Origin of the sequence: Oikeobacillus pervagus (assembly GCF_030813365.1) — a bacterium.
Lineage (GTDB): Bacteria > Bacillota > Bacilli > Bacillales > DSM-23947 > Oikeobacillus > Oikeobacillus pervagus.
Map to the genome: position 1 here is coordinate 1 of NZ_JAUSUC010000060.1, position 14293 is coordinate 14293.

Sequence of the window (14293 nt, forward strand, 5' to 3'; positions counted from 1 at the left end):
CAAACTCTCCAAAGAATTTGATTTAGCTCATAAAAAATAACGTTGTTAAAACATTATGGTTACACTTCGTTTTGTTCAGTTTTCAAAGATCAATTGTTTTCCATGTCGTCCAAGCGACTTTTATAATATATCACTTAAACAACGCCTAAGTCAACACTTTCTGAAAGATTTTTTTAAAAATAAATAGATGCTGATCTTCCCAGGAAGTTTCCCTTGAGATTTAGGCCCGCGGAACCTACGGAAAATGGCGATATGTACATTTTCAAACGACATATGCCTATTTCCCGTAAGTATATGCAAAAGGTAACCCGCGGATCTGTTTATTTTCCCGAATATATACGTATTTTCCGTCAATATTTGCATCATTACTACAGTACTATTCAACGAATAAGGGAATTGTAACTTCACTCTTTTATTCAAATCCCTTCTACAGATAGATTCTTAATGGCCATTAATAAAGTGAAACTTCATTCAGTGGAGGGTTACTTCGTTACTTCATCTCTCATTGAATGTTAGTTGAACTTATCGCACCTTTAGGGGCCGTGATCCTCCACCTATCTTCTTTGTTTCCAAATCATTTTGAGGGGGAGGTTTTACTGCCCGTTAAGGCGGGATAAAAATTACCATGAAAGTTACAGCATCATTACTTCTTCGATGTATAGCCCTCTATTTTTCTCTAAATCAATTATTTCGTTCGTTTCTTCAATCTTCACAAGTGGTCTTGTTGGTGATTGGTTTTTAGTAAAGATAATGGATCCTTTTTGTTTATTGGATAGTTTTACAATGGATCCCGTACGGAGATTAGCAAAAGTAGAAAGTAAGGCTTTTACTACTTGGAGTTCAAACTTCCCGAAGAAGTCTTGCTGAATGATTTCGAGAACTTTAAATGGCGCTTGCTTCTTCCGATATAACCTTTCAGATGTCATCGCATGATATGTATCAGCAATTCCTACAATTTGTGATATTTGATGGATTCTCTTTCCTTTTTCTTGTAATGGATAGCCACTACCATCTAATCTTTCATGATGTTGAAATATGGCTAGTTTTGCTATCGGTTTTAATAAGCTCTCGTCTTTCACCATATTATAACTGTATAATGTGTGGTTCTTTACTTTTTTGTACTCGTACTCGGTTAATGCACGATTTTGATCCAAAATAGCTCCATTTAGTTTAGCCATACCACAATCTGATAGTAGACCCGCTAAGGCAGTTTGTATGACTAGACCCTTATCATATTTTAATGTTCGGGCGATCTCCCCACTTATAACTGCTGTCGCGACAGCATGATGAAATAAATAATTCTCTTTCGTCGAATAATGGTGCAAAGTATATAATTTATCTGTGTGAAGAGAAAGTGCTCGAAGAAGAGGCAAAATAATTTGACGCATTTTGGCCATATCTACCCCGATACCTGATTTCCATCTTTGGAACTCCCTCCCATACGCTTCAATACTTTGGATATACAAATTTAAAAACTCATCAATTACTGGAGATTGTGTTTGCTTTTGTTCCTCACTGTTCTCCTGTTCAATCTTCACCATATTTCCCTCAATTGTTAATGGTTCCACCAATATGGAATCAATTTGAAAGGCATTTAATACTTCTAGATGCACGTCCGTTAAAATTGTATTTTTTTGTACAAGTGGATAAGGTGTCAATCCCATAACATCCTCTTTCAAAATGTATCCAGGTTGTAATCCATTTACTTTCACACGCATTTCGTCCACCTCAAAACCCATCTTTCTTTTTATTTTACCAAATAATTCATGTTTTGTGGTAAAAATAACCCAGCACTTTCTATGTGCTGGGTTCAAAATATTATGATTCGTTTTCTTCAACTTCTGTTAGTTCTTCTTCTTCCTTTTCCACTTTAGCAACGGTTGCTACATGTTCCTGATCATCTAAACGGATTAATTTTACTCCTTGGGTGTTACGTCCAGTGATGGAGATATCACTAACATCCATTCTAATCAACACTCCACCTTCTGTAATTAACATTAAATCTTCCTCACCCGTGACTGTTTTGACAGCAATAAGATCACCGTTTTTATCTGTAATATTACATGTCTTTAATCCTTTACCACCACGACTTTGAATACGATATTCAGATTCAGGTGTACGTTTTCCATATCCATTTTCCGTTACAATTAAAACTTCATTGTTTGGCTCAACCATTTCCATGCTGACAACTTCATCATTTTCAACTAAAGAAATCCCTTTAACTCCTGTAGAAGCACGTCCGACAGAGCGAACATCTGATTCAGGGAATCGAATAAGCATTCCTTTTTTTGTTCCCATAATAATTTCTTTTTGTCCATCCGTTAATTTAACAGAAATCAGTTCATCATCTTCACGAAGATTAATTGCGATTAATCCATTCGTCCGTATATTTGAATAATCTTTAATTGGAGTCCGTTTTGCGATCCCATGTTTTGTTGCAAAAAGCAAATACCAATTATCATTGAACTCTTCTACTTTAATAATCGTATTAACCCATTCGTCTTTTTCAATTCCTAGTAAATTAATAATAGGGAGACCTTTCGCTGTTCGACTATATTCAGGAATTTGATAGCCTTTTGTTTTATAGACCTTTCCTTTATTCGTAAAATATAAAATCGTGTCATGGGTAGATGTCGTCAACAGATGTTCTACAAAATCATCTTCATTTGTTCCCATCCCTTGCACCCCTCTACCACCACGTTTTTGACTGCGATAAGTTGAGGATGGAAGACGTTTAATATAGCCATTATGTGTTAAAGTAATGACGATGTTTTCTTCTGGAATTAAATCTTCATCTTCAATATCATGAATTCCAGCATCTAAAATTTCTGTGCGGCGTTCATCATTAAAACGCTCTTTAATCTCTAGTAACTCTTCACTGATAATTTCTAATATTTTTTCTTCATCCGCTAAAATGGCTTTAAGTTCTGCAATTAACTTCACTAAATTTTGATATTCTTCTTCAATTTTCTCCCGTTCTAATCCTGTTAGTCTTTGAAGTCTCATATCCAAAATCGCTTGTGCTTGCTTTTCAGAAAGAGAAAATTGTTCCATCAAACCTTGTCTGGCGATATCCGTTGTTTGGGAACTTCGAATTAATTGAATGATTTCATCAATATGATCAAGCGCAATCCTTAATCCCTCTAAAATATGTGCACGAGCTTCCGCTTTTCTTAACTCAAATTCTGTCCGTCTACGAATAACGACTTTTTGATGATCTAAGTAATGTTTTAAGCATTCTTTTAAACTTAACACTCTCGGTCGATTATCAACTAAAGCCAATAAGTTGATTCCAAACGTCGTTTGCAAAGCAGTATGTTTATATAAATTATTCAATAATACACTGGAATTCGCGTCTCTTCTAACCTCAATAACAATTCTCATTCCTGTACGGTCTGATTCATCGCGGAGATCTGTAATCCCGTCAATTCTTTTATCTCGCACAAGTTCAGCAATTTTTTCAATTAATTTTGCCTTATTTACTTGGTACGGAATCTCAGTGATAATAATTTTTTCTTTTCCGTTTGATTTTTTCTCAATATCTACTTTCGCACGTAACGTAATAGAACCTTTCCCTGTTTCGTATGCTCTTCTAATTCCACTTCTCCCCATAATTAACCCAGCAGTAGGGAAATCTGGCCCTGGGATATATTCCATTAATTCAGTCGTTGTAATTTCTGGTTGCTTACTAAGAGCAAGGATTCCATCAATAACCTCTCCTAATTGATGAGGAGGGATATTGGTAGCCATCCCAACAGCAATCCCAGATGTACCATTCACAAGTAAATTAGGGAATCTTGCGGGAAGAACGACCGGCTCTTTCTCTGCTCCATCATAATTATCTTTATAATCAATCGTGTCTTTATTAATATCTCTTAAAAGTTCCATTGAAATCTTGGACATTCTTGCTTCCGTGTAACGCATGGCTGCCGCTGAATCTCCATCGACAGAACCAAAGTTCCCATGACCATCCACTAGCATATACCGATAGTTAAAATCTTGTGCCATCCGCACCATCGTGTCATATACTGCAGAATCACCATGTGGATGGTACTTACCAATTACTTCCCCTACGATACGTGCGCTCTTTTTATAGTCTTTTCCTGCTGTCATTCCTAAATCATTCATCGCATATAGGATTCTTCGATGAACAGGTTTTAAACCATCACGAACATCAGGTAAAGCACGGGAAACGATGACACTCATAGCATAATCTAAGAAAGATGAGCGCATCTCTTTGCTAATATTCACTTCTTTTACTTTTGGGTTAGGCGTATCGGCCATCTAAAGGACCTCCTTTTTATAAAAAGGTAAGGAAATACGACAATTTCCTCATAACTATTTTCTCTCACTATACGTAAATACAGGATAGATTTCCGCTATCTATCCTGCCTGCATACTTCAATCAAATATGAGCGTTATACATCTAAATTTTTAACATATTTTGCGTTTTCCTGTATAAATTGACGGCGTGGTTCGACTTTATCTCCCATCAATATTTCAAAAGTTTCATCTGCCTCAATTGCATCTTCTAAGTTCACTTGTAATAGTGTTCGTGTTTCTGGACTCATCGTCGTTTCCCAAAGCTGTTCAGGATTCATTTCTCCAAGACCTTTATAACGTTGTAAACCCGGCTTAGCATTATCTGGTAATGCAGCAAGGATTTCATCCAATTGCCGATCATTATACGCATAATTAATTTGTTTTCCTTGAGTAATTTTGTAAAGAGGTGGTTGTGCAATATACACATAACCCGCTTCGATAATTTGGCGCATATAACGGTAAAAGAATGTTAATAATAAAGTTCGAATATGTGCTCCATCTACATCGGCATCTGTCATAATGACAACTTTATGATAACGGGCCTTTGAAATATCAAATTCTTCCCCAATTCCCGTTCCAAGAGCCGTGATCATCATCCGAACTTCATTATTAGATAATATTTTGTCTAATCGGGCCTTTTCAACATTAATGATTTTACCACGTAATGGTAAAATGGCTTGGAAATGTCGGTCACGACCTTGTTTTGCGGACCCACCAGCTGAATCACCCTCTACGATATATAATTCACTTATTGCAGGATCACGTGAAGAACAATCCGCTAACTTACCCGGAAGGCTAGAAACCTCCAATGCACTTTTCCGTCGAGTGAGTTCTCTCGCTTTTTTAGCAGCAAGCCTTGCTCTTGCAGCCATTAATCCTTTCTCGACAATTTTTTTAGCAATGGAAGGGTTTTCGAATAAAAACATTTCGAATGTTTCAGAAAAGACTGAATCAGTTACTGCTCGGACTTCAGAGTTTCCAAGTTTCGTTTTCGTTTGTCCTTCAAATTGTGGGTCAGGATGCTTAATAGAAACGATAGCCGTTAAACCTTCCCGAACATCTTCCCCTGAAAGATTCGCATCAGATTCCTTAAATATTCCATTTTTTCGGGCATAGTCATTTACGACCCTTGTTAAAGCCGTTTTAAATCCTGATTCATGTGTACCGCCCTCATACGTATGGATATTATTAGCAAAGGATAAAAGATTACTTGTATATCCTTCGTTATATTGAAGAGCCACTTCCACTGAAATCCCGTCTTTCTCACCTTCCATGTCAATTGGTTCTTCATGGATGACTTCCTTCGAACGGTTTAAATGTTCTACATATGACTTGATTCCACCTTCATAGTGGTATTCATTTTTTCTCCCATTTTCTCTCAAGTCCTCTATGGAAATTTTTATATTCCGATTTAAGAAAGCTAGTTCTCGAATTCGATTTGCAAGTGTTTCGTATTCGAATTCTGTTGTCTCCGTAAATATTTCAGGATCTGGGGTAAAACGGATAACCGTCCCAGTGTGATCAGTCGTACCAACTACTTTCAAATCATCACAAGGAATTCCTCTGCTATATTTTTGATAATGGATGTTTCCATCGCGGTGGACATATACTTCTAAATTTTTGGATAACGCATTCACAACAGAAGCCCCTACACCATGTAATCCACCAGAAACTTTATAACCACCGCCACCAAATTTTCCTCCTGCATGGAGAACAGTTAGAATAACCTCAACGGCTGGACGTCCCATTTTTTCTTGTATTCCTACAGGGATTCCACGACCATTATCTTTTACCGTAATACTATTATCCTCTTCAATGATTACGTTGATTTCACTGCAGAAACCTGCCAGTGCCTCGTCAATACTATTATCAACGATTTCCCACACTAAATGATGAAGCCCCTTTGAACTCGTGGAGCCTATATACATTCCAGGACGTTTACGAACAGCTTCTAACCCTTCTAAGACTTGAATTTGATGTTCATCATAGGATTGAATTTGTTCGTTTTTCTCTTCCAAAGACACACTGGTTCACCTTCTCTTTCTCATGTAGGTCTAAAAAATCAATTTAAAGATGTAAGAATCACGAAGCCCCTTAACACATGGACCGCATAGAAGTTATTTACTATAAGACCTACGCAAATTATATTTGCAAATCCGTTTATTTAATGTGCTAGATGATAACGGTGAAAGAAACACTTTATCCGCCGTCACAACGACCGATTTAAAATCCCCTTTCACTAGTGAAATAACCGAATTCGATTGTTGATTAATCCAATGTTCATTTTCATGTGAAGAGCATACACTATTTTTATCGATAATGGAGATAATCTCATTTGTATGAACCATTACATCCTCACCAACATGCACATACATGAAACACACCTCATTTCATCTGAGACATTTGACCAGCATTTACCTGAAAGGTTGCCGCTTCACGTAATGTTTGATGGTCAATTCCATCCACGCTAGTCGTTGTCACAAATGTTTGAACTCTTCCTTGAATGGTATTAAGCAAATGGGATTGCCTATAATCGTCTAATTCTGATAAAACATCATCTAATAATAAAATGGGGTATTCACCGATTTCAGAATGAATCAATTCAATTTCAGCTAATTTAACTGATAGTGCCGTTGTACGTTGCTGGCCTTGGGATCCGAAAGTCTGAACATTCTTCCCGTTCACTTTAAAGATCAGATCATCCCTGTGGGGCCCGTACAAGGTGATTCCCCGATCAATTTCACGTTCCCTATTAGTGAAGAATTTCCCATTGTATATATCTACCATTTTCGACCAATCATCATCTTCTGATACGTCTAATGATGGATTATAAACAATTTCTAACTGTTCTAACCCTCTTGAAATACCAGAATGAATGGTTTTTGCCCATTCTTCTAGCAAATAAACGAACTCATATCTCTTTTTTATAATTTTTACTGCTACCTCAATCAATTGCTCGGTCAATATATCTAACATCGTCATATCCTGTTGTTTTTTCGTTTGCAATTGTTTTAGGTAATGATTTCTTTGCTGTAAAATTTTGTGATATTGATTTAAATCATGTAGGTAAACTGGAGAAACTTGACCAATCTCCATGTCAATAAATCGACGTCTCACTTGAGGGTTGCCCTTTACAAGATGAAGATCCTCAGGAGCAAACATGACGACATTCATGTTTCCAACATAATGGCTTAATTTCCGTTGTTCAATATGATTGCATTTAGCCTTTTTCCCTTTTCTTGAAATAAATAGCTCTAACGGAAGGGAATTATTTCGTTTTTGTATTCTACCTTTTATTTTAGCATACTCTTTGTCCCAAAGAATCAAATCTTTATCATTACTTGTTCGATGTGACTTTGCCATTGCTAATACATAGATTGCTTCCATCACATTTGTCTTTCCTTGAGCATTCTCCCCAAGGATTACATTCACTTTATCTTCAAACTGTGCTTCTAGGGAGAGATAATTCCTGTAATTCTCCAAGGTTAACTCAACTATAAACATGAACGTTACATCCTTTTTTTCTCCTGCATTAACGAACATCTTTCGAAACTTCTATTGGTAAAAAAAATCAAATGGAAGCTTACCTCATGATTGCGAAATTATGAATGAACCGACACCAGGGATTTCCACCCGATCCCCGATTTTAAGCTTTCTTCCTCTACGTTGATCTTGTTCATCATTGATATACACTTCATACTCACTTAAAAACCATTTAGCCATTCCACCTGTTTGAATTACATCTGCCAATTTTAGGAATTGACCTAACGTAATGATCTCCGTATCGATCGCAATCTTTTGATCCACCATTTTCACTGCTTTCGTTTTTAATCTCTAATTGTTAATTTTACTAAACTTTTTCATTTAACACAAAATTGTTTTCTTCCTATTTTTTTTCGCGAATGAACAGCCTAAGGGAAGGAGAAAAATCCTGCCTTCAATTTGGCAGGATTTTTGTTTTAACGCTCATCTGCAAACATGCTTATATCCATTTTTAATAAGTTCTTACAGGTAATATTAATTGGAGAATGGAATCATTATGGATTGGACGAATAACAAACGGCCTCATCGCACCTGTGAAATAAACATGAATTTCTGTATCTTCTAATGCTTTTAACGCATCCATCATATATTTTGCACTGAATGAAATCTTTAATTCTTCCCCTTCAATCAATTGACTTTTTATTTGCTCAATGACTTTCCCTATTTCGGGTGAATTAGACGAGATCTCAATTAAATCATCCCCGACGGTTGTCAATTTCACCACATTATTTCTTCCTTCTCGAGCAAGCAATGATGCACGGTCAATGACATGTAAAAATTCTTTTGCGTTTAATGTAATCGCCGTTTTACTATCAGTTGGTATTAAACGAGAAGTGTCTGGATAATTCCCTTCAAGTAATCTTGAGAAAAAGAGAAGATGCTTTGCTTTAAATAAGACTTGATTTTCCGTAATGACAATTTCGATTGGTTCTGTCGTGTCATCTAAAATTTTGCTTAGTTCACTTAAGCTTTTTCCTGGAATCACAACATTGTAATGAGCATCAGAATCTGTTTCAATGGCAGCCTTTCTTAAAGCTAAACGATGACTATCTGTTGCAATACAGATAAGCTCATTATTTCCCACCTGCCAGTTTACACCTGTCAACACAGGGCGTGTTTCTGAGGTGGACACTGCAAACACTGTCTGTCTAATCATCGTTTTTAATAAGTCGGTAGGGACTTTAAATACTTTTCCATCTTCAATTTGAGGTAAATGGGGATATTCATCCGGATCTAGTCCTATCAAATTAAATTCTGATTTTCCAGAACGAATCACCGTTTGAAAAGAACCAATTACTTCAATTTCAACTGTTTCTAATGGCAGCTTCTTCACAATCTCACTAAAAAATTTAGCTTGAATCACTATAGATCCTGGTTGTTTTATGTCTACAATAACATCCTCGTCTTCTTCTTTAGGGATAAATGATTCAATCGAAATGTCGGAATCACTCCCTGTTAAGGAAACACCTTCATCTGTTGCAATAATTTTAATCCCTGTAAGTATCGGGATAGTTGTTCTAGATGTAATAGCCTTCATCACATCTTGTACACTTTGGACAAGTCGATCACGTTGGATGACAAATTTCATTTTTAAAATTCCTCCATCATCATGCATATTTTTTTTACTAACGAATATATTAATAATTTATATAAAAATAGTAATAGTAGTAGTAGGGGCTGTGAATATGTGGATAACCCGGTTAATTGAAAGTAAATACAGTCTATCCACATGTGGACAGACTGTGCTTAAACCTAGATAAGTTATTCACATTATTCAGTTATGATTTTAATATACCCGTTATTTCTTTCAAGCTATGCTGTAGAGTTTGGTCAGTTTGTAGTAGCTTTGAAATCTTTTCATGGGCGTGAATAACGGTTGTGTGGTCACGTCCTCCGAATTCATCGCCGATTTTTGGCAAAGAGAAATCGGTTAGCTCCCTTGATAAATACATCGCAATTTGTCGTGGGAAAGCGATAGATTTTGTTCTTTTTTTCGCTTTAAAGTCTTCCAATTTCACATTGTAATGCTCACCAACAGCTCGTTGAATATCAAGAATCGTTACGACCTTTGGTTTTGAACTAGGGATAATGTCTTTTAATGCTTCTGCTGCAAGATCCGCATTAATATCTTTATTGATCAAAGATGAGTAAGCGACAACTCGGGTTAAGGCACCCTCGAGCTCACGAATATTGGAATCGATTTGATTAGCGATATAAAGCATTACTTCATTCGGTATATCAAGTCCCTCTGCTTTTGCTTTTTTTCGAAGAATCGCAATCCGTGTCTCTAAATCTGGCGGGGTAATATCTGTAATAAGTCCCCATTCAAATCGTGATCGCAGCCGATCCTCTAATGTTGGAATTTCTTTTGGTGGACGATCACTGGAAATAATGATTTGCTTGCTTTCCTCATGGAGAGTGTTAAATGTATGGAAAAACTCTTCTTGGGTTTGTTCTTTTCCAGCAAGAAATTGAATATCATCAATTAAAAGAATGTCGACATTTCGATATTTATTCCGAAAATCATCGGCTTTATTATCACGAATGGAGTTAATAAATTCATTCGTGAATTTTTCAGAAGATAAATAGACAACTTTTGCAGCTGGATTGTGTTCGAGAACATAATGACCAATGGCATGCATTAAATGAGTTTTTCCAAGTCCTACTCCCCCATAAATGAAAAGAGGGTTATATGCCTTTGCTGGAGCTTCAGCAACAGCTAAAGACGCGGCATGAGCAAAGCGATTCCCAGAACCGATTACAAATGTATCGAATGTATATTTCGGGTTCAACATACTTTGAGGGAAATCTAGTGAATCTTCCCTTTTCACTTGCTGTTTTGCAGCCGGGATCTTTAGTTCCTCTGATTCCTGGTTTTGAGGAATAATAAATTTGACAATTAATTCTTCCCCTGTTATTTCATATAACACTCCCGTAATAAGTTGAGAATAATGGCCTTCTAGCCAATCCCTAGCAAACTCATTTGGGGCTGAAATAATGATTGAATCACCTTGTAAAGCATGCGCCTTTGTCGACTTCAACCAAGTTTCAAAGCTCGGTTTACTGATCTTACTTTCGATGTTTTCAAGCGCTTTGCTCCAAAGATCATCGAGGTTTTCCATGCCGTCCCCTCCTTAAAAGGCATTATTTATTTAAATAGCTCATCTGTTTTTACCAGTTTGACATCATAAAAAATTTTTATTTATGAAACAGTGAAAATAAAGACCAATCTTAGCTTTAATTAATACAATTGTTCTTGTAATAATATTTTCCATTTCTAGGCCAATCAAGTGTGGGATAAAATGTGAATAAATATATAATAATGAAGGTAATAGGATTTTCGACAAAATTCACAATCTGTGGACAAGTTTCTCCAATAGGGCTGAATAAGTTGTCCACAAGTTATTAACAGTTGTGGATAAGAAGTTATTCACATTAAGATATCCAGAGTGAAAACATATTTTATAATAACAAATAAAACTTTACGTTGCAATGGATTTCTTGTTTTATCCACATTTAAAACAAACTGTGTAAAAAAAGTTGTCCACAGGATTGAACTTGTGAAAAAGTTGTCAATAACAGATGTGGATAAAAAGAAAATTGTCGAAACATATCCACAACTGCGTTTTTACGGGGTGTGAATAAGGTGTAGACTACTTTTTGAGTGGGTGGGGGGAAGTTTTTTTGGAGATCTTGACTAGCAAAATGAATTAATGAGTTTTGAGGATATTTTTGTTAATTTTCTATATGCAGTTGACAATTATAAGGTGACATCATTATAATTAGTTAGACTGTCTACTAGTGTGAAAAAAACCGAACCTCAGGGAGGTGTTTTATAATGAAAAGAACATTCCAACCGAATACACGTAAAAGAAGTAAAGTTCACGGTTTCCGTAAACGCATGAGTACTAAAAACGGTCGTCGCGTATTAGCAAGCCGTCGTCGTAAAGGAAGAAAAGTATTATCTGCCTAGACCACTGAATAGTCTCAGTGGTCTTTTTTTCTCATATGATGGATTAAATAAAAAAGAATGTGAAAGTATATAATTTTGAAGTTAGATCATTGTCTCGTCTTATAGGTGGCTGATGGAATGAAAAAAGCATTTCGTATAAAAAAAAATAGTGAATTTCAAGCTGTGTTTCAAGGTGGACAATCATTTGCCAACCGGCAGTTTGTTGTATATGTGTTAAAAAAAGCTGATACTGACACCGTTCCATTTCGAATTGGACTTTCAGTAAGTAAAAAAATTGGAAATGCTGTGAAAAGAAATCAAATTAAAAGATACATAAGACAAGTCTTTACCGAGTTAAAAGAAGGGATCGAACAGTGCAACGATTATATTATCATCGCAAGGAAACCTTCTGCAGAGATGGACTTTCATGAAGTTAAGAAAAGTCTACTTCATGTTCTCAAAAAGGCAAACGTACTAGACGTAAAAAGTATGTCGAAGAAAGAAAATAGAAAAAATAGAACAGTTTGACAACTTTCTACAAGCCTTGTCTTTGAATAGATGTTAAAATAATCGATAGTTTTGATAGATTTTTTTGATGGGGGGAAGAGTGTTGAAGAAAAAGAGTTTGTATTTGATCCTACTCATTGGGATTATGATGTTACTTTCGGGATGTACGGAGGTAGGGAAAGAGATTACACCAGAAAGTAAAGGGTTTTGGAATCAATATGTTGTCTATCCTCTTTCTTTAGTTATTATAAAAACCGCTGAAGTTGTTAATAGTTTTGGATGGGCGATTGTGATCGTTACCATCATCATCCGTTTAATTATTTTACCATTGATGATAAAGCAAACTAAAAATACGAAGGCAATGCAAGTCTTACAACCTGAAATAAAAAAATTACAGGAAAAATATAAATCAAAAGATGCTGTTACCCAGCAAAAACTACAGCAAGAAACGATGGCATTATTCCAAAAGCATAATGTGAATCCTTTAGCAGGATGTTTCCCACTATTGATTCAAATGCCGATCATTTTTGGATTTTACCAAGCCATTATGAGAACAAGGGCCATTAGGGATGAAAATTTTCTATGGTTTGATCTTGGTTCCCCCGATCCACTTTTTATATTGCCGTTAGTTGCTGGTGCAACAACTTTTATCCAGCAAAAGGTTATGATGGCTGGAACGGGAAATCAAAATCCTCAAATGGCCATGATGCTATGGTTAATGCCCATCATGATTATTGTCTTTGCTTTTAACCTACCTGCCGCATTATCTCTTTATTGGGTAGTTGGGAATCTGTTTATGATTGTCCAAACTTATTTCATAAAGGGACCGGATTTAAGAAAGAAAGCAGCTGCAAATATAGGGGGAAGTAAAAAGTGAAAGAAGTAACTGCAAAAGGACAAACAGTTGAAGAGGCTATACAATCCGCATTAGATCAATTACAGACTTCAAAAGATCATACCGAAGTGGTTGTAATCGATAAAGGAAAAAAAGGATTATTAGGTCTTTTTGGTGGACGTCCCGCTGTTGTGAAAGTCACTTTGATGCCCGATCCAATCGATGAGGTGAAGCGTTATCTTCAACATATTTGCGAACAATGGGGACTTGAAGTAGGAATAGAGAGCTCCCAGAATGGAAAAGATGTTCTGTTTGATTTGCAAAGTGAGAAGGCAGCGTTATTAATCGGGAAGAGAGGGAAAACCCTGAATTCCTTGCAACTATTATCGCAAATGGTAGCAAACCATTATAGCGATCAATACATCAATATTATATTAGATGTTGAGAATTACCGAACACGGAGAAGAGAAACATTAATCCATCTTTCAGAAAGAATAGCAAATCAAGTGGTGAAAGCTAAAAAGGAAATAAGGCTAGAGCCAATGCCGTCATTTGAAAGAAAGATTGTTCACTCTACTTTAGCCCATCATGATCAAGTGAAGACGTATTCTGATGGATTTGAGCCTTATCGATCCATCGTGATCTCACCTAAATAAAAACTTCGAGCACATGCTCGAAGTTTTTATTTTTGAGTGGAACGGTTTCCGAGCGATTTGATAATTTCCTAAGGGTTTTTGCCTATTTCCCACGAGGATATGAACTAGGGAGCCAAGAGGATTTGCGTATTTATGTCTATTTCCCGAGAGTTATTGGGCTACTTCTAATGATAATTTGTTCATCTTTCCCCTACGTCTCCCATTTTTACGTATCTCGCTTCCGAAAAGTTTATTCAATTCATTAGTATAAGGAATTATATCCATTATACTAATAACTCAACTTTCGCAGAGTGATATCGGCAAATAAGCCTTGATATAATTAGGAAGGCCAGCGATCCACTGTTTGAGTTGACTTTGAATTAATGTTTTGATTTTCCTATTTGTTTGCTTAAGTGCGTCTTGAAGAAGCTCGATCAACTGCTGTAATGCGACAGCCCAATCAAGTTCATTCACTTCATCACATAATTCGTAAAACAG

12 protein-coding genes and 1 pseudogene are annotated in these 14293 nt (G+C 36.2%); 4 read left to right on the forward strand and 9 right to left on the reverse strand.

Annotated elements, in window-relative coordinates; genetic code table 11:
• Nucleotides 1–632 precede the first annotated feature (632 nt).
• The 8 genes from J2S13_RS15130 to dnaA form a co-directional block, all read right to left on the reverse strand.
• The gene (locus J2S13_RS15130) at nt 633–1718 is read right to left on the reverse strand and encodes an HD-GYP domain-containing protein (RefSeq protein WP_307258668.1); all 1086 of its coding nucleotides are present in this window, start codon (nt 1716–1718) and stop codon (nt 633–635) included.
• A 100-nt stretch (nt 1719–1818) separates the two neighbouring features.
• Nucleotides 1819–4284 carry a DNA gyrase subunit A gene (gyrA, locus tag J2S13_RS15135; RefSeq protein ID WP_307258669.1) on the reverse strand — a complete coding sequence of 822 codons (2466 nt, stop codon included), beginning with the start codon at nt 4282–4284 and terminating at the stop codon, nt 1819–1821.
• Nucleotides 4285–4418: 134 nt separating this feature from the next.
• Nucleotides 4419–6341, reverse strand: coding sequence for a DNA topoisomerase (ATP-hydrolyzing) subunit B (gyrB, locus tag J2S13_RS15140; protein ID WP_307258679.1), 1923 nt, complete (start codon nt 6339–6341; stop codon nt 4419–4421).
• A gap of 99 nt (nt 6342–6440) precedes the next feature.
• Nucleotides 6441–6698: an extracellular matrix regulator RemB gene (remB, locus tag J2S13_RS15145; RefSeq protein ID WP_307258670.1), complete on the reverse strand. Its 258-nt coding sequence runs from the start codon at nt 6696–6698 to the stop codon at nt 6441–6443.
• Between the two features lie 10 nt (nt 6699–6708).
• On the reverse strand, nt 6709–7827 hold the full coding sequence (gene recF / locus J2S13_RS15150) for a DNA replication/repair protein RecF (protein ID WP_307258671.1): 1119 nt from the start codon (nt 7825–7827) through the stop codon (nt 6709–6711).
• An 84-nt stretch (nt 7828–7911) separates the two neighbouring features.
• Complete coding sequence (rlbA, locus tag J2S13_RS15155; protein ID WP_307258672.1) at nt 7912–8130, reverse strand: ribosome maturation protein RlbA; 219 nt, start codon at nt 8128–8130, stop codon at nt 7912–7914.
• A gap of 187 nt (nt 8131–8317) precedes the next feature.
• The gene (gene dnaN / locus J2S13_RS15160) at nt 8318–9454 is read right to left on the reverse strand and encodes a DNA polymerase III subunit beta (RefSeq protein ID WP_307258673.1); all 1137 of its coding nucleotides are present in this window, start codon (nt 9452–9454) and stop codon (nt 8318–8320) included.
• 190 nt (nt 9455–9644) lie between these two features.
• Nucleotides 9645–10988, reverse strand: a complete 1344-nt coding sequence (gene dnaA, locus J2S13_RS15165) for a chromosomal replication initiator protein DnaA (RefSeq protein ID WP_307258674.1) — start codon at nt 10986–10988, stop codon at nt 9645–9647.
• A gap of 716 nt (nt 10989–11704) precedes the next feature.
• Between dnaA and rpmH the strand changes: the two genes are divergently transcribed.
• The 4 genes from rpmH to jag all read left to right on the forward strand — a co-directional run bounded on the left by rpmH (nt 11705) and on the right by jag (nt 13816).
• Nucleotides 11705–11839: a 50S ribosomal protein L34 gene (gene rpmH, locus J2S13_RS15170; protein ID WP_307258675.1), complete on the forward strand. Its 135-nt coding sequence runs from the start codon at nt 11705–11707 to the stop codon at nt 11837–11839.
• 117 nt (nt 11840–11956) lie between these two features.
• Nucleotides 11957–12346 (forward strand): ribonuclease P protein component, encoded by a 390-nt coding sequence (gene rnpA / locus J2S13_RS15175; protein WP_307258676.1) that lies wholly within the window; start codon nt 11957–11959, stop codon nt 12344–12346.
• A gap of 82 nt (nt 12347–12428) precedes the next feature.
• On the forward strand, nt 12429–13202 hold the full coding sequence (spoIIIJ, locus tag J2S13_RS15180; protein WP_307258677.1) for a YidC family membrane integrase SpoIIIJ: 774 nt from the start codon (nt 12429–12431) through the stop codon (nt 13200–13202).
• Entirely contained in the window at nt 13199–13816 is a 618-nt protein-coding gene (gene jag, locus J2S13_RS15185) for an RNA-binding cell elongation regulator Jag/EloR (protein WP_307258678.1), read from the forward strand. Before spoIIIJ ends, jag begins: the two co-directional genes overlap by 4 nt.
• Before the next feature lie 276 nt (nt 13817–14092).
• Here jag and J2S13_RS15190 read toward each other — a convergent pair.
• Nucleotides 14093–14293 (reverse strand): annotated as a pseudogene (locus tag J2S13_RS15190) (IS4 family transposase); the annotation flags it as partial.

Excerpts from the sequence above, each read along its gene's own strand:
- dnaA (WP_307258674.1), bottom strand. The coding sequence starts at position 10,988 with ATGGAAAACCTCGATGATCTTTGGAGCAAAGCGCTTGAAAACATCGAA.
- recF (WP_307258671.1), bottom strand. The coding sequence starts at position 7,827 with ATGTTTATAGTTGAGTTAACCTTGGAGAATTACAGGAATTATCTCTCC.
- remB (WP_307258670.1), bottom strand. The coding sequence starts at position 6,698 with ATGTATGTGCATGTTGGTGAGGATGTAATGGTTCATACAAATGAGATT.
- dnaN (WP_307258673.1), bottom strand. The coding sequence starts at position 9,454 with ATGAAATTTGTCATCCAACGTGATCGACTTGTCCAAAGTGTACAAGAT.
- J2S13_RS15130 (WP_307258668.1), bottom strand. The coding sequence starts at position 1,718 with ATGCGTGTGAAAGTAAATGGATTACAACCTGGATACATTTTGAAAGAG.
- rnpA (WP_307258676.1), top strand. The coding sequence starts at position 11,957 with ATGAAAAAAGCATTTCGTATAAAAAAAAATAGTGAATTTCAAGCTGTG.
- gyrA (WP_307258669.1), bottom strand. The coding sequence starts at position 4,284 with ATGGCCGATACGCCTAACCCAAAAGTAAAAGAAGTGAATATTAGCAAA.
- rpmH (WP_307258675.1), top strand. The coding sequence starts at position 11,705 with ATGAAAAGAACATTCCAACCGAATACACGTAAAAGAAGTAAAGTTCAC.